The organism is Constrictibacter sp. MBR-5 (genome assembly GCF_040549485.1).
Lineage (GTDB): Bacteria > Pseudomonadota > Alphaproteobacteria > JAJUGE01 > JAJUGE01 > Constrictibacter.
The window spans coordinates 16,229-31,080 of the sequence record NZ_JBEPTK010000027.1 but is presented as its reverse complement, the minus strand read 5'-3'; the positions used below and the strand labels follow the sequence as shown (position 1 = coordinate 31,080).

General features: G+C 59.9%; 13 protein-coding genes, 3 pseudogenes and 1 other annotated feature. Of the genes and pseudogenes, 13 read left to right on the top strand and 3 right to left on the bottom strand.

The genetic code is table 11. The features are described 5' to 3' along the window. The first annotated feature begins 1,046 nt into the window (after nt 1-1,046). From ABIE65_RS26870 to ABIE65_RS26840, 7 genes and pseudogenes are all read left to right on the top strand, one after another. The gene (locus tag ABIE65_RS26870) at nt 1,047-2,060 is read left to right on the top strand and encodes a hypothetical protein (RefSeq protein ID WP_354081834.1); all 1,014 of its coding nucleotides are present in this window, start codon (nt 1,047-1,049) and stop codon (nt 2,058-2,060) included. A gap of 209 nt (nt 2,061-2,269) precedes the next feature. After that, nucleotides 2,270-2,974 (top strand): AAA family ATPase, encoded by a 705-nt coding sequence (locus tag ABIE65_RS26865; protein WP_354081833.1) that lies wholly within the window; start codon nt 2,270-2,272, stop codon nt 2,972-2,974. After that, a complete protein-coding gene (locus tag ABIE65_RS26860; protein WP_354081832.1) occupies nt 2,974-3,321 on the top strand; it encodes a hypothetical protein in 348 nt (115 codons plus the stop codon). The genes ABIE65_RS26865 and ABIE65_RS26860 overlap by 1 nt, the downstream gene beginning before the upstream one ends. Before the next feature lie 107 nt (nt 3,322-3,428). Then, nucleotides 3,429-3,536, top strand: a complete 108-nt coding sequence (locus ABIE65_RS26855; RefSeq protein WP_354081831.1) for a type II secretion system protein — start codon at nt 3,429-3,431, stop codon at nt 3,534-3,536. A 734-nt stretch (nt 3,537-4,270) separates the two neighbouring features. Next, nucleotides 4,271-4,612, top strand: a complete 342-nt coding sequence (locus ABIE65_RS26850) for a hypothetical protein (RefSeq protein ID WP_354081830.1) — start codon at nt 4,271-4,273, stop codon at nt 4,610-4,612. 32 nt (nt 4,613-4,644) lie between these two features. Continuing rightward, nucleotides 4,645-4,689, top strand: a pseudogene (locus tag ABIE65_RS27930) (hypothetical protein); the annotation flags it as partial. Between the two features lie 159 nt (nt 4,690-4,848). Next, nucleotides 4,849-5,217 carry a HigA family addiction module antitoxin gene (locus ABIE65_RS26840; RefSeq protein ID WP_354081829.1) on the top strand — a complete coding sequence of 123 codons (369 nt, stop codon included), beginning with the start codon at nt 4,849-4,851 and terminating at the stop codon, nt 5,215-5,217. A gap of 42 nt (nt 5,218-5,259) precedes the next feature. Here the strand turns inward: ABIE65_RS26840 and ABIE65_RS26835 are convergent. The 3 genes and pseudogenes from ABIE65_RS26835 to ABIE65_RS26825 form a co-directional block, all read right to left on the bottom strand. Further along, a pseudogene (locus tag ABIE65_RS26835) lies at nt 5,260-5,430 on the bottom strand (ISL3-like element ISMex26 family transposase); the annotation flags it as partial. 177 nt (nt 5,431-5,607) lie between these two features. Continuing rightward, nucleotides 5,608-6,813 (bottom strand): annotated as a pseudogene (locus tag ABIE65_RS26830) (IS3 family transposase). Then, nucleotides 6,470-6,586 (bottom strand) — a sequence feature (AL1L pseudoknot). It overlaps the preceding pseudogene by 117 nt. After that, nucleotides 6,695-7,171, bottom strand: a complete 477-nt coding sequence (locus ABIE65_RS26825; RefSeq protein ID WP_354081838.1) for a PAS domain-containing protein — start codon at nt 7,169-7,171, stop codon at nt 6,695-6,697. Before ABIE65_RS26825 ends, ABIE65_RS26830 begins: the two are co-directional and overlap by 119 nt. 889 nt (nt 7,172-8,060) lie before the next feature. On the opposite strand from ABIE65_RS26825, the gene ABIE65_RS26820 reads away from it, so the two are divergent. The 6 genes from ABIE65_RS26820 to ABIE65_RS26795 all read left to right on the top strand — a co-directional run bounded on the left by ABIE65_RS26820 (nt 8,061) and on the right by ABIE65_RS26795 (nt 14,789). Further along, complete coding sequence (locus tag ABIE65_RS26820) at nt 8,061-9,065, top strand: NAD-dependent epimerase/dehydratase family protein (protein WP_354081828.1); 1,005 nt, start codon at nt 8,061-8,063, stop codon at nt 9,063-9,065. Next, nucleotides 9,022-10,356: a Vi polysaccharide biosynthesis UDP-N-acetylglucosamine C-6 dehydrogenase TviB gene (gene tviB / locus ABIE65_RS26815; protein WP_354081827.1), complete on the top strand. Its 1,335-nt coding sequence runs from the start codon at nt 9,022-9,024 to the stop codon at nt 10,354-10,356. Before ABIE65_RS26820 ends, tviB begins: the two co-directional genes overlap by 44 nt. Nucleotides 10,357-10,616: 260 nt before the next feature. Continuing rightward, nucleotides 10,617-11,627 (top strand): hypothetical protein, encoded by a 1,011-nt coding sequence (locus ABIE65_RS26810; protein WP_354081826.1) that lies wholly within the window; start codon nt 10,617-10,619, stop codon nt 11,625-11,627. 32 nt (nt 11,628-11,659) lie between these two features. Then, nucleotides 11,660-12,856 (top strand): polysaccharide biosynthesis protein, encoded by a 1,197-nt coding sequence (locus tag ABIE65_RS26805; RefSeq protein ID WP_354081825.1) that lies wholly within the window; start codon nt 11,660-11,662, stop codon nt 12,854-12,856. Beyond that, on the top strand, nt 12,853-14,001 hold the full coding sequence (locus ABIE65_RS26800; RefSeq protein ID WP_354081824.1) for a glycosyltransferase family 4 protein: 1,149 nt from the start codon (nt 12,853-12,855) through the stop codon (nt 13,999-14,001). The genes ABIE65_RS26805 and ABIE65_RS26800 overlap by 4 nt, the downstream gene beginning before the upstream one ends. 26 nt (nt 14,002-14,027) lie before the next feature. Beyond that, the gene (locus ABIE65_RS26795) at nt 14,028-14,789 is read left to right on the top strand and encodes a class I SAM-dependent methyltransferase (protein WP_354081823.1); all 762 of its coding nucleotides are present in this window, start codon (nt 14,028-14,030) and stop codon (nt 14,787-14,789) included. The last annotated feature ends 63 nt before the right edge of the window (nt 14,790-14,852 follow it).

The window sequence follows — 14,852 nt, the reverse complement described above, 5'->3', positions numbered from 1 at the left end:
CCATGCCGGCCTCCCTCACCAGCAAGGATCGTGAATCAGAAAACCACGCTCATGGGAATCCCCCACGATTCACATCGACCGGAAACCGCTCTAGAGCTTCGTACAGCGTGGCGGCACCTTTGGCGCTACGCGCCCCAGCCGCGATCGTCGGTTTGCTTTCAGGCGGGCAACTTCTGGCCGCCCATGGCCCTTCCCTGCCCCACTTGGCCGCCACATAGGCGTTGACGAGGACCTCCGGCCTCACCCCACCCTCAGCTTGCTGCAGAGCAGGGAGAGGGTGGGGGAGGGGGAACGCCTCCCACCGGAAAGAAAGGCTTGTTCGGCCTCTGGGCCGAACGCCGTTTAGGCCGGTGCGCCGAAGGCGCATCGGACCGGCCGGGTTATCGGCCGTTAGGCCGATGCCGTTTTGCTTTGCGGGAGCGATTGCGGGCGGCTGTCCCCAGGTGGGCGTCTCTTTCTTTGTCTCTTTCTAAGTCTCTAAGAGTCTCTAGAGGCCTCTAAGTGATTGATATTACCCAGGTAATTGACGATGAGGATGAGCACGATTCCCGTTAGGATGAGTGAGTCTCCCGTTAGGATGAGTGAGTCTCCCGTTAGGATGAGCAGCTCTCCGGCAGGGCCTGGAGTTATCCCCTCGACATCCACAGGCGGTAAGGATGAGCGCGGTTCCCGCCGATAGTGTGACCGTTCAGTCAGTTAGTGGCTCCAGGCGATGCTGGGTCGTCCTTATTGCGTTTAAGGGAGACCCCCTGCCCTCCTCTTGAGGTGCTAAGCCACTGGAATCGCGCGTATTGCGAAATTCGTTGCGGACAAGCTGACGAAAAGGCTGGACAGGTTGCACGCCGTAGGATGAGTGTGGTTCCCGCGAAGGATGAGCGCAATTCCCGTTGAGACATCCTCGGCAGGCAGGGCTTCGGCTGGGATTGCGAAATGAGGCGCCGGGAAGGATGAGCAGCGTTCCGAGCAAAATCTTCTGCAATCAGCGGCTTAGCCCCTACTGATGCCGAAGAGTCCCATCGGGGGTCGCACATTAGGACAAGGGAAGGATGAGCGCCTTTCCAGCGACAATTCAAATGAATCAGTCATTTAGGGGGATTGTGGACGACGTGCAGACACGGCCTTTAAGCGAACGGGAGCGCCAGCGTCTTGAGCGATTCAAGAACAAGCGCGGCCGCAAGCGCCCGTCGAAGATCCCGGCGCGCCTGGCGCGCACCTCGGCGTTTGCTCCCAAGCGCGCGCGACTGATCACCGACAGCAATTTTGAGCGGCTGTACGTCGTGCCCGGCCATTCCGTGATCAAAGTTTCCGGCCGCGAGCTGGGCACCCAGCACCGGGATGCGATCTATGCCCTGTTCCGGCTTCCCAACAAGATCCAGCGCCTGCGCCCTGCCCTCCCCGGCCGCAGTGGACAGCCGGTCGGCTATGTCTACGAGACCCACACGACTTGGCGTGAGCTGCTGCAGGCGATGGGGCGAACGACCCATACCAATAATGTGATGACCCTGACGGGGGTATTCGAAGATATCAAGAAAGTCGCCTTCACGATCTTCGAAGGAAATCAGGCTGATATTGTCGATGCCTACCGCCGCAACGACAGCGCCCTCCTGTCGAAAGCTACTGAAGGGGGCGGTATTACTTCACTACTCGACACCATCGAATGGGAAGGGCTGACGCTGGATAGCCGGGTTGTCATCACCTATGGCGACTGGTCTGCGGCGATGATTTCCCGTGCCAAGCTGGTCAGCTTGAACGCGGATGTGCAATTCCGACTCAACTCGGATTATGCGAAGACGTTTTGGCCTTACATCGACAGCATGAACAATCATTACTATGTAGACGAAGAGATACTTGCTGCCTTATCCGGCCGTGAATTGTGGGGCGAATACGAAGACAAGCTGACCCGCAGCCAGTTCCGGCGGGAGACCAAAAAGGCTTTTGAGGATATGATCCGGGCGGGCGGCCTCAAGGATTACCGGGTTGAAGAGACCGGCCCCGGTCGCCGCAAGTCGCGACGGTACTACTATACGATGGCGACCGGTCAACTCGAACTGGGGTTGTGAGGCAGCGGCTGAGCATCAGTGCTATCCGATAGCTACTAGTAGATGTTGGGTACCCGATAGCTATCCGATACCAATCGGTAGCCATCGAGCCCTCGACTGTTGCGGAACCGCTACAAGTGTCCGCAAAACCATGCGATAGCTGGTAGCTACCGAGTATCTTCTGGCTATCTGGTCGCTACCGGATAGCTTTTGGACGAGGAGGATCAGCCATGCCAGTTATCGCAATATCGAGCCCCAAGGGCGGAGCGGGGAAAACCACGGCAGCAACGCTGCTCGCGAGCGAGCTGGCTGCACGAGGCACTACCGTCACGGTGATCGATGCCGATCCCAACAAGAACGTGGTGGATTGGGCGAAGCTCGGCGGCCTGCCCGAAACGCTGGAAGTGACCGGCGACGTCGACGAGGAATCCATCACCGACCGTATTGAGGCGGCGGCGCAGGCCAGCGCCTTCGTCATCATCGACTTGGAGGGCACGGCCAGCCTGATGGTGAGCTACGCGATCGCGATGGCGGACTTGGTGATCATCCCGGTCCAGGGCTCTCAGCTCGACGCTAAACAGGCGGCCCGGCAGATCAAGCTCATTCGTTCGCAGGAGCGGGTGACACGGCGGAAGATCCCGTTTGCGGTACTGGTCACCCGCACCAATCCAGCGATCATGCCGAAGACCTTGCGCCACATCGAAGCCAGCTTTGCCGAGCACGGGGTGCCGGTGTTCGGGGTGCGGCTCTTCGACCGGGAGGCGTATCGTGCCCTGTTTTCCTTTGGCGGCACGCTGGAAGGGCTGGGGGACAAAGGGGTGAGCAATCTAGCGGCCGCCATTACCAATGCCCGGGCCTATGTCGCGGAGGTGCTGCGCACCCTGCGGGCCTCGGGCACTGCGACGAAAGCCGATGCCGCAAGCGAGGTGGCGTAATGGCCGCCAACCGCATCGATCCGTTCGGTGACGATCTGGATGTGAGCGACTTTGCACCCCGGCCGACAAAGGCGCCGGCGGTTCCGAAAGCCGCCATCCGCACCGTATCGGAGGAAAACCGGTTCCCGAGCCGCGCAGCAACGGCTCCGGCCAAGCCTCTGCGCGAGCAGCGCCGGTATCGCACGGGCCGCAATGTCCAGCTCAATACCAAGGTAACGCAGGCCACCTTCGATCACGCGCATCACCTGTGCGAACAGACGGGTATGGTGCTGGGGGAGCTGCTTGAGCGGGCCTTTGCCGCACTTGAGCGCGAACTCGGGGAAGAAGCGAAGCCGCCCCGCCCGTAGGCGGGACGGCGGCGAGATGGTGCGCCTGTCGTCCTTCAGCAGCGGATTGTGAAGCACGCGCCGCTAATAAATTGAATTATAACTAGAATATACGAACAAACGATTGTATGCGCGCACGTTCCGGATTCTCGCTCGTCGAGCTGTCGATCGTCCTGGTGATCCTGGGACTGCTCACCGGCGGCATCCTCTCCGGCCAGGCGCCTCACGGCTCATGATGATCCGCAGATGATTCATCAAACGCTCGCGCCAAGAGCAATTAATTCAGCCTTATCAGCCGGTTAGTGTCCTCTTCAAGGTCGGGCCGGGGAGTCGGTGCATCAGCTGAACCAGAGTCAGCATCAATTTCGATATTTTCTAGCTAAATCAGTCACTTATTGGGTGGTTTGGATCTGACGGCCGGCCATGACTCAGCGACCGCGGGCTTGATGATTCAGTCTTTGCAGGCAGCAGCAAGCCCCAGGGGTGTGCGGCAGCGTCAGAAGGTTCGTACGGAGCGTCTGTTGGCGAGCGAGGGTCACGCGGCACGATGAACGTCAGCCGTTCCGCGGATCGAGCTCATTGGGCCTAGGAGGTCAATGATAGAGACAGTGGGGCGCGAGGACGGAATGAACTTCCGCCGATAGTCGCAGGGAGAGGACATAGAGAGAGAAACGAGACGGACGCTGCGAGGGGTTGTATCGGGCCTCGTTCCTCTCTCTTAGAAAGGGGAGCCTGAGGCCCCGGTCGCTGTCGATGCGACCGTCGCCGTCATCGCCCATGGCCAAGTTATGGTACATGCGGGCCGCTCCCAGGCACGAGAGCCTCAGAGCACGCCGGCAACGCTTCCTTCCCGGGCACCGTTGCCGACGCCCCCCTCGACGAAGCGCATGCAGCGGTCATTCGGGCGGCTTGCGACGCGCGCCTGGGCATCGTGCAGCCGCCCGAGCCGACCGTCGACAGCGAAGCCGAGATGCGTACGTTCCTGGAGCGCGTTGTCGTCGCGATCGGAGCGCTGGAGAAGGGCAATCCGCGCGACTGGCTCAATGACGGCCGGCCGGACGCGACGCAGCTCTCAAGGCTCTGGGGGGCGACTGTGAGTGCATCTGTGCGCGATGCGGCCTGGACGATCGCGCAGCAGCGCGCCGAGACGCCCAAGAGCGTCCTGAGCCGGGTGCTGAAGAAGAAGGGCGCCCGCTTCCTGCGCCAGGTCTGCGAGAGTCGGCAGTGGTCGACGGCGCGCAGCGGAGAGGATCTCGTGAGGATCGTCGCCGAGCGCGTGACGTTCGACGAGGCGAAGGCGCTGGAGGCCTGATATGCCATTGACCGCGGCGGCGCAAGCTCGCCGTGCTGAACGTGGCGGAGCGGCTCGACGATCTCCGGGTCCCGCCGGGCAACCGGCTGGAGGCGCTGCGCGGAGACCGCGCCGGCCAGCACTCCATCCGGGGCGCATCGTCTTCGTCTGGCACGACGACGGTCCGCACGCGGTCGAGATCGTGGACTATCACTGACACGCAGGCACTGACGCGGCAGGCACGAAGGAGACAGGTCATGGCCACCCGACACCCGATCCAGCGCGCCGACCTCGATGCCGGCCGCATCGACCTCGACGACATCGACCGCGGCGAGCGCCTGTCCCCCGTCCATCCGGGCGAGGTGCTGCGGCACGAGTTCCTGGAGCCGCTGGGGCTGACGGCGCATGCGCTGGCGCTGGCACCGCGCGTGCCGGCGAACCGCATCACCGCCATTCTGGCCGGGCGGCGCGCCGTCACGGCGGAGACGGCACTGCGCTTCGCGCGGCATTTCGGGACCAGCCCCGGCTTCTGGCTCGACCTGCAGAAGAACTACGAGCTGGAAGTGGCCGAGCGGGCCGAGGGCGCGCGCATCCGCGCCGAGGTGGCGCCGCGGCCGGCCACGTGACAGGCTGCAACGAAAGCGTGCAGGGGTGTGCAATTGGCCGTTGGCCTGATCGGCGCGTCGGCGTCGGGTTGTCCATTCCGTCACCACTCTGAGTGACCCCTGGAAGCCGGAACTGCGCAAGCGGCGCCAGAGCTCGGCACCTTTACGACAACCGCCGATCCACAGCTCGTCGAGCAGTGGCAGCTGGCGCTCCAGCGAGCTCTGGCGTGCGCGCCGCCCGGCACGACCTCCGTTACCGTCAACCCAGCCGGGATGAGCGATCCGATACGCATGCCTGGAGCCATGATGCTGATCCCCTTGGTGAACCAGCACCACTCACCCACCAAATTGCATCGAAAATGAGTCAGAGTGAACCGCGCCGGGTTTGCCGGAGGCTGGTTGGTTTGAGTCCTACGCGGCCAAGCGTGTGTTCTCCAGCTCGGCGTAGAAGGCGGCTTCGGCCTCGGCCGGCGGCACGAAGCCGATGGCCTCGAGCAGGCGCCGGTGGTTGAGCCAGTCGACCCACTCGAGGGTGGCGAACTCGACCGCTTCCAGCGACCGCCACGGGCCGAGCCTGCGGATGACCTCGGTCTTGAAGAGGCCGATCACGGTCTCGGCCAAGGCGTTGTCGTAGCTGTCGCCGACGCTGCCGACCGATGGTGCTATGCCGGCCTCGGCCAGGCGCTCGGTGTAGGTGATCGAGACGTATTGGACGCCGCGATCGCTGTGGTGGACCAGCCCGCCTTCCACCGGCCGGCGGGCGTGCAGCGCCTGCTCCAGGGCGTCGAGAACGAAGCTCGCCGTGGCCGTCCGTGACACCCGCCAGCCAGAGCCTGTCCTCGAGCCGGCGAAGCCGGACCCGGGGGATGCGCCGGGCGAAGGCATCGACCACGAAGGCGACGTGGACGAAGCCCGTCCAAGTCGCAACGTACGTGAAGTCGGCCACCCAAAGGACATTCGGCCTGAGCGCCTTGAAGTCGCGGTTCACGCGGTCGAGCGGGCACGGTGCCGCCGTGTCGCTCACCGTCGTGCGGATCGCCTTGCCCCGAACGACACCGCGAAGGCCCATCGCGCGCATCTGCCGCGCCACCGTGCAGCGGGCGACCTCGATCCCCTCGCGCCGCAGCTGCCGCCAGACTTTCCGCACGCCGTAGACCTGGAAGTTCTCGTCCCAGACCCGCCGGATGTGGCCGGTCAGCTCGGCGTCCCGCTTGGCACGGGCTGGCAGCTTCGACGGATCACGCCGACGGGCAACATGCTCGTAGTACGTCGACGGGGCGATCGGCAGCAGCCGGCAGATCGGCTCGACCCCATGGACGTCGCGATGATTGTCGACAAACGCGATCATGGCTTCGATCGGCGGTCGAGCTCCGCCATCGCAAAATACGCCGAAGCTTTCCGCAGGATCTCGTTCGCCTGCCGCAGCTCGCGAACCTCTCGCTCCAAGGCTTTGATGCGCTCCCGGTCCTCGCTCGTCGGCCCGGCGCGCACGCCCTGGTCACGCTCGGCCTGGCGAACCCAGCCCCGCAGCGTCTCCGCCGTGCACCCGATCTTCGACGCGATCGAGCTGATCGCCGCCCACTCCGAGACGTGCTCGCCCCGATGCTCGAACACCATCCGCACGGCCCGCGCCCGCAACTCCAGTGAATACCTCGTCTCCCTGCTCATCGCTCCATCCTCTCAAGGTCTGGAGCCTCCGGCAAACCCGGCGCGGTTCATCGGTTGCCGCCCCGAACCATTCGGAGATGTCGCCCTGTTCGTCGAGCGCCGGGATGGCGCGGGACGAGATCCAACCGATGGTGCCATCGGCTCGCCTCAGACGATGTTCCAGTTCAAAGGGGTTCTTCGACCGAATGGCAGCGTTTATCGCGCCGCTCACGCGAGACTGATCCTCCGGCAGGATGTATCTGGCCTGCCAGTTCGGGTTGGGCTGCGGGGAGTTGGCGAGGAAGCCGCGGCCGATCAGTGCCCGCATTTCGCCCCAGTCCGGCGTCATCCTGTAGACGACATCGGACGTGGCAGCTACGAGCGCGCGGAAGCGTTCTTCGCTCTTCCAGTGCGCGGCGTCTGCCCGGACGCGGTCGCGTATGGTCAAAACTGATCGAGCGTGTCGCGAAGGCCCTCCATCTCGAATCGCTTCTACTCCCGCGCACGTTGCGCCGATACGCAAGGGGCGCCGACGAGCGTGCAGTCGTCGACTAGCGGTGCCACCATGCACGCGGCAATATCCGACATGGCCGGCGCTGGATCGGCCCCTTTGACGATTAGAGGCGACATCTGCAGGTCGGAGACGACCTAGCATTCGCCTCGGCGAAGCGTCTCCGTTGGCCAACCGAACTCCGCAATCCGATGCTCTCCAACGAGTGAGGACGCCCCTTGCCGGGGTGGTCCTCCTCCAACCTTGCAGTGCCGGCCCCGTCATCGACTTCCGCGAAGCCCCTTGGCCAGTTGGTCGTGGACGAAGTCGATGGACCAGCGCACATTCGAGGCGGTCAGAGCAGCGGTGCCAAGGCCCGCGCCCAGAAGCTGGTTTACGGGGCCGAATGCGGGTAGAAGGCGAAGCACCTGTCAGGCTGGCGACATCTGTCACAGATGTTGCATCAAGTAGGGGCTGGCGCTTGAGGACGGACTCGTGCACTTTCCCCGCCCGAGGGGCATACCCCTTTCGGAGATGTCGAGAATCCCATGTCGACGTGATCAACGGCCTCAGCGGCGCCCGCGCGGCCGTCTCCTGATCTGACAAAGCGGCGGAAACCGTCCCTCCGCTCAGGTCCGCGTGCCGCTCATGCAGAGTCTTGCGTCCGCCCTGGACGTCGTTCCCGTGGTCGGTAAGAGCATCGGCGAGTGAGAGTATAGAGAGACGTATGACGCGCGTTCTTGTCACCGGGACGGCAGGCTTTATCGGATTTCACCTGTCTCGACTCCTTTTGTCCGAGGGATTCCAGATCTCCGGCTACGATGGGATGACCGATTACTATGACGTGACGCTGAAGCAGCGGCGCCACGCCACGCTGCTGCAGAACCCGGGTTTCCGCCGTACCGAGGCGATGCTCGAGGACCGGAAATCGCTGGAAACGGCCGTGGCCGACTTTGCGCCCGACGTCATCGTGCACTTGGCTGCCCAGGCGGGCGTGCGGTACAGCCTGGAGAATCCCCGCGCCTATATCGACTCCAACATCGTCGGAACCCTGAACGTCATGGAGGCCGCACGGGCGGTAGGCGTCAGACATTTGCTGATGGCCTCGACCAGTTCGGTCTACGGGGCCAACGAAGAGATGCCTTTCGACGAGCGTCAGAAGGCCGATACGCAGCTGACCATCTACGCGGCCACCAAGAAGGCCAACGAGTCGATGGGCCATGCCTGGGCGCACGTCTATGGGGTTCCGGTCACCATGTTCCGCTTCTTCACGGTCTATGGTCCCTGGGGAAGGCCGGACATGGCATTGTTCAAGTTCACAAAAGGGATACTGGAAGGCACGCCGATCGATATCTACAACCGTGGAGAAATGTGGCGGGACTTCACGTATGTGGAGGACTTGGTGCGCGGCATCCGCGGGCTGATCGATGCGGTTCCCGGCGGCAGCGACACGGCGGTTGCCGGTGACAGCCTGTCGCCCGCGGCGCCGTTCCGGGTCGTCAACATCGGCAACTCGGAAAAGGTGCGGCTTCTGGACTTCGTCGAAGCCATCGAACAGGAACTCGGGCGCAAGGCGATCCGCAACTACATGCCGATGCAAACGGGCGATGTACCCGCGACGTGGGCGGATGCATCACTGCTGGAGCGGCTGACCGGCTATCGGCCCCAGACCCCGGTGCGCGAGGGGGTTGCCCGGTTCGTTCGCTGGTATCGCGACTACTACCACGTTTGAGGATTTCATGTTCGATCTTACGCTTGAGAACGCGCGTATCGCGGTGATCGGGCTGGGGTATGTCGGTCTGCCGTTGGCGGTGGAGTTCGGCAAGTCCCGGAGCGTCGTCGGCTATGACATCAACGAGGCCCGTATCGCCGCCTTGGCGGCGGGCCGCGACTCGACACTCGAAGTCGCGCAAGAGGAACTCGGGCAGGCAGTGCATCTTCGCTTCACCAGCGAACACCGTGCACTCGGCGACTGCAACACCTTCATCGTCACCGTTCCGACGCCGATCGATCGTCACAAGCGGCCGGACCTGACGCCGCTGATCAAGGCCTCCGAGGCGATCGGCCGGGTTTTGAAGCGCGGCGACATTGTGATCTACGAGTCTACCGTCTACCCCGGCGCCACAGAGGAGGACTGCGTGCCGGTCCTCGAGCATTGTTCGGGCCTGCGCTTCAACGAGGACTTCTTCGCCGGCTACAGCCCGGAGCGGATCAATCCGGGCGACAAGCTTCACCGGCTCCCCACGATCACGAAGGTGACGTCGGGCTCGACCCCGCGGGCGGCCGATTTCGTCGATGCGCTCTATGCTTCCATCATCACCGCCGGGACTCACAAGGCGCCGTCCATTCGCGTGGCCGAGGCCGCAAAGGTGATCGAGAACACCCAGCGCGACCTGAACATCGCCCTCATCAACGAGTTGGCGGTGATCTTCAATCGCATGGGGATAGATACCGAAGCGGTCCTGCAGGCTGCGGGCACGAAGTGGAACTTTCTGCCGTTTCGCCCCGGCCTCGTCGGCGGGCACTGCATCGGCGTCGACCCCTATTACCTGACGCATAAGGCGGAGGCGATCGGCTACCACCCCCAGATTATACTGGCCGGGCGGCGGCTGAACGACGGGATGGGAGCCTATGTGGCCGGACAACTCGTCAAGGAGATGCTCAGGCGGCGCATTCATGTGAACGGGGCGCGGGTTCTCGTGATGGGCTTGGCCTTCAAGGAGAATTGCCCCGACCTGCGTAACACGCGCGTCGTCGACATCGTGTCCGAATTGCAGGAGTTCGGGATCGGCGTGGACGTCTACGACCCGTGGGTCGACGCGGAGGAGGCCGGGCACGAGTACGGTATCGCCCCCGTTGCTTCGCCCGAGGTTGGTGTCTATGACGGCATCGTGCTGGCGGTTGCGCACGACGCATTCCGCGAGATCGGTGCGACAGGACTGCGCAGCTTCGGCCGTGAAGGTCATGTGCTCTACGATCTTAAATATCTCCTGCCGGCAGGTGACAGCGATGTGCGGCTGTGACGCATCGCAGCAAAGCGCTATAATCATTAATTTCAATGCTTAACATTGTATTATTACTGCTGGTTGTCGCCGCCGCTGCATTATCATTCGCGCGGTTTGGATGGAATTCGTTTCTGTCACTCGGCGCACTAGGGACGGCGATATACTCTATTCCAGCGATTATTGGATACTACTCGCCGGTGCACATATCATACGGCGCCCCTGGAGTGTTCCAGTCGGCAACCAGCGCTTCGATTTCAATATATATACTAGTATGGATGATGTTCATTTTTCTGTTGATGATTTTTCCAAGAATCCCGGTAGATAAGCCAGCTGGCGCACAGGTAAAACTAGGTCAGTTATGGGCCGCGAGCGTGATCGCCGTAGCTGGCTTTTTTTACCTCGTAATATCCTGGGGCCCGCTGTTCTTCTTGGAGCCTCGCGGGGCGGTCGAGGAGGGAGCAGTGGTAACGCTGTGGAGATGGTCATTATTATTTGGTCTGCTGGCGTCGGTGGCAGTGCGATCCACAGGGCATCTGGCAGTTCATACAATACTACTCGTTGTATACTTCTTGATGGGTGACCGAACTATTCCTGCAATTGCTGTCGGTGCGGTCTTAATATTCTATTCACTGAACCAAGAAAAGATAAAGCCTGTACCATCATTCTCAACCGTTCTGTTAGTTGGTTTATCTTTTGTGTTTTTATTATATGGAAAATTGGTTTACTTGGCGGTCAAGTTATCAGATATTGACATAATATTGCGACTGGCCGATCGCAACTTCATTGCGGCACAACTGTCGTCGTTTGAGCCAATGGTCACGTATAATTTCCTTGAATATATTATTGCGCATGATGTTGTCCTCCCCGTCGACGAGTTTTTTCTCGCAATATTCGGAAATGTACTGCTGGTGCCCAGTGCGTTCGGCGTTGAAACGAGCTTTTTCAACAAACATCTGACAGCCATGATGCCTTATAGAATTAGCTTCGGCCTCGCTGGAAGCTATTATGCTAGCGGGTTTGCATTCATGGGTATACTAGGAGTGATGATCCTGGCAGTAATTTTTCTGGGAGGCTTATACGTAATGAACAGATGCGCCGCCACACAGAAAGGACTTGTGCGGATAACTCTGGTAATTCTAGGGTCTACCTTCGCCGTTTACGCCCATCGGAATGGTCTTGATAATCTTTTGTCCTTCGCGCGCCAAATCTTCATAATGGGCGTTTTTTTGAATAGCGTGGCCTCTATTGTCCGCCTGTTAAAGTTTAAGGGCAAAAGATATCCCGCGTAGCCGTAACATTACAGCATTGATGGGAACCTGCAATGTTGCGTTTAGTGGAAATATTTGCGGCACGAGTAGCTCCAGGAATCATAAATATTGTCTCGCTGCTAGCTGTAGCCGATTTTCTATTGGTCGGACAGTACGGGCAGTTCAGCTTAGTACTCGCTAGTTGCGCAGCCGTGGCTGCACTCTCAACCGGGCCAATCTTCCACGCCATTGTACCGCTGTACGCAGAATTCTCGATGAAAGGAGCCGGAAACCGATATGACTCTCAGATATTTGGCGCTCTGTTCGTTGCTGTTGGCTCATTTTCAACCTTAGGCATGGGGTTGGTCAGCTTCGGGCTAATCGAATTGCCATGGTTATTGCTTTATAGCTCCCTCGCGCTCTTTACAGCTTCCCAGCCGATCCTCCGTGCTCGGCTGCAGTTTTGGCGCTACGGGATGGCAGGGTTAACGCAGGCGCTGATCACCCTCACCCTTGTCCTCTGGGAGGTTTCGGCCAGTCCCAGCGTGCCCACCGGAATTTGGGCGTACGTGTTCGGCTACTTCGCGGGGTTCGTAGTGGGATGGCTCCTATGCGGGGCGCCAGTTCCACGCTGGCCGGACCGTGCGATGCTACGGAGCAGTGCTGGTGTCGGTATCTCATTTACGGTTTCAAGTTTCTCCGAAACCGCTTTGATTCTCGGCGTTCGATATTCGATCATGCTGTTCGGCAATCCTCAGCTGCTAGGGTTGTTTTCTTTGTGTGTTGATCTTGCCCAGAGAACTGTTGGAGTTGTTATCAATGTAGCGAGCTTCGCCGTTGTGCCGCGCGCATATAAGAGTGCGGCGCAGGGCAATTCGTCAGAATTTCGCGCATCACTATTGCGAGGCGCCGCGGTATCAGGCGGATTAGCCGCGGTGCTTTTTGGCGCTTTAGCAGTACTCGACCGGACGGGGGTCGTATTAATGAATTCCAGAGGTGTTTTTTCCGGAGTTGCGTTCGCTGCTGTTTCGTTTGCAGTCGTAATAGACCGGTTAAAGAAAATGGTGCTTGATCCCCTACTCGTTCATTCGGGTCGAGCATCGTCCATACCTATCTGCTACATGATAGTGGCTCCGTTATCGATAATATCGGTAGCTGCTTCTCTTCGTCTCGGGCACGAGATGCCAATTCTGGCAATTTATCCCGCAACCTATCTGGGTGCTGCAGCTCTTTCGCTGGTCGCCTATCTCAGGGCACCGCGCAAGACATGAATGGACACCGATTGAGTATTACTCATGTTATAACCGGCCTCAATGTCGGTGGAGCCGAGCGAGCGTTATACGCCCTGCTTACCGGCGGATTGGAGGGTGATTTCCGCAATCGTATTGTATCATTGATGGGTGAGGGGCATTATGGCGCGTTGCTGCGGGAGGCAGGCATTCCCGTCGTCTGTTTAAATCTGCCACCTGGGCGGTTGAGCTTGACAAGTATCCTCCGACTCCGATCGATTATATCCGCAGAAAAGCCTAATATCGTGCAAGGCTGGATGTACCATGGCAACCTCTTCGGCTCCCTCGCGCGGTTCGCGGCCGACTCACCTATGCGCCTCTGCTGGAATGTGCGAACGTCTCTCGAAGCCCCAGGCGACATGTCGTGGAGCACGCGGTTTGCCCTGTACATGGGGCGGTTCTGGTCGTCGCGTCCGGACCGCATCATCTACAACAGCGCCCGATCGCGTACTCAGCACGAAGTATTCGGATTTCGTAGCGAAAATTCCATCGTACTCCCGAATGCAATCGACACCTTGAGATGGAGGCCGTCTGTCTCAAAGAGGTCGGAGGTCCGGCGCAAACTAGGTTATAGCGACGACTCGCGGCTCCTTGGGTTTGTCGGCCGCAATCACAGTGCGAAAGATCCCCTGAACTTCTTCCTTGCGTGTCGTCGAGTCCTTGCGGCGTATCCCGGCGTGCACGTCGTATTGGTCGGCCGAGATTTAGACAATGCGGTTCCGACTGATCTGCCGAGGGACCGTGTTCGGCTTCTCGGAGAACGAAGCGACGTTCCGGATCTTATGCCGGCGTTTGATCTACTGTGCTTGAGCTCCAAGGCCGAAGGGTTCCCAAATGTGTTGGGTGAAGCGATGGCTTGTGGCTTACCGTGCGTCACGACTGATGTAGGCGATGCCGCTGAAATCGTTGGCGATACTGGTTGGACTGCACCGCCGCGCGACAGCGTGGCCCTTGCGGAAAAGCTTTTGACTGCTCTTGCCTTACCCAAAGAGGACCTGTATCGCCGCGGAGAAGCTGCGCGTAGGCGCATTGAATGTCGGTACTCGGTGGGGTCTGTCGTGGATCGCTATGCTGCGCTCTACCACGCGGTAGCAGTGGGCGAGCAAAGTGATCGCTGGCCCGATTAACAATACTGTAAGCAGGGATAGAATTTATGTCAGAAGTGCAAACCGCAGATCGCGCAAGGAAGCGAGAGGATTTTGCCAACGCCATTACGAAGTTGGGCGGTAACGGGCAACATTGGCTAAGGTATTATGACTATGTTTTTGCGGATGTAGATTTTTCGGGCTCAACGGTGCTGGATATCGGCGGGGGTACCGGATATGCTAGTTATTTTGCGGCGGCCGGCGGTGCAAAGCGTGTGATTTGCCTTGAGCCGGAAGTCGATGGCAGCCGGAGCACGATGGTCAAGTCGGCTAACTCCATGGGGTCGATATTCGATACGCATCGGATTGTTGAAATTGTTCCTCGCTTATTGCAAGATTACAGTACGGATATCCAATTCGACGTGGTTATTATCCATAATACGATAAATCATTTTGACGAAGATGCATGTCGTACTCTTTCAAAAGATATAAATTCGCAGCGCCGTTATGCCGCGTTCTTTGATATGGTTAGCGCGCTTATAACGGACGGTGGATTTTTGGTTGTTGCCGATTGTTCAAACAGGAATTTCTTTGGAGATATTGGGGTGCGCAATCCCGTTGCGCCCACGATAGATTGGCCGGTTCACCAACCACCTGAGGTATGGGCGCGTTTGCTGAGTCAGCACGGATTTACGTCGCCCCGTATTAAGTGGACATCGGATCGCCGGCTGGGATTGCTGGGTCGGCTTTTATTCCGGAATCGAACCGCGGCCTATTTCTTGCAAAGCCACTTTTGTCTGACTCTACGGAAGAGCCGTCAGGGGGCGTAGGAATAATCGTCTCTTCTAAAACTGTTCTACCGTGCTGCTCCGACGGGGCCGGCGTATCTAGAT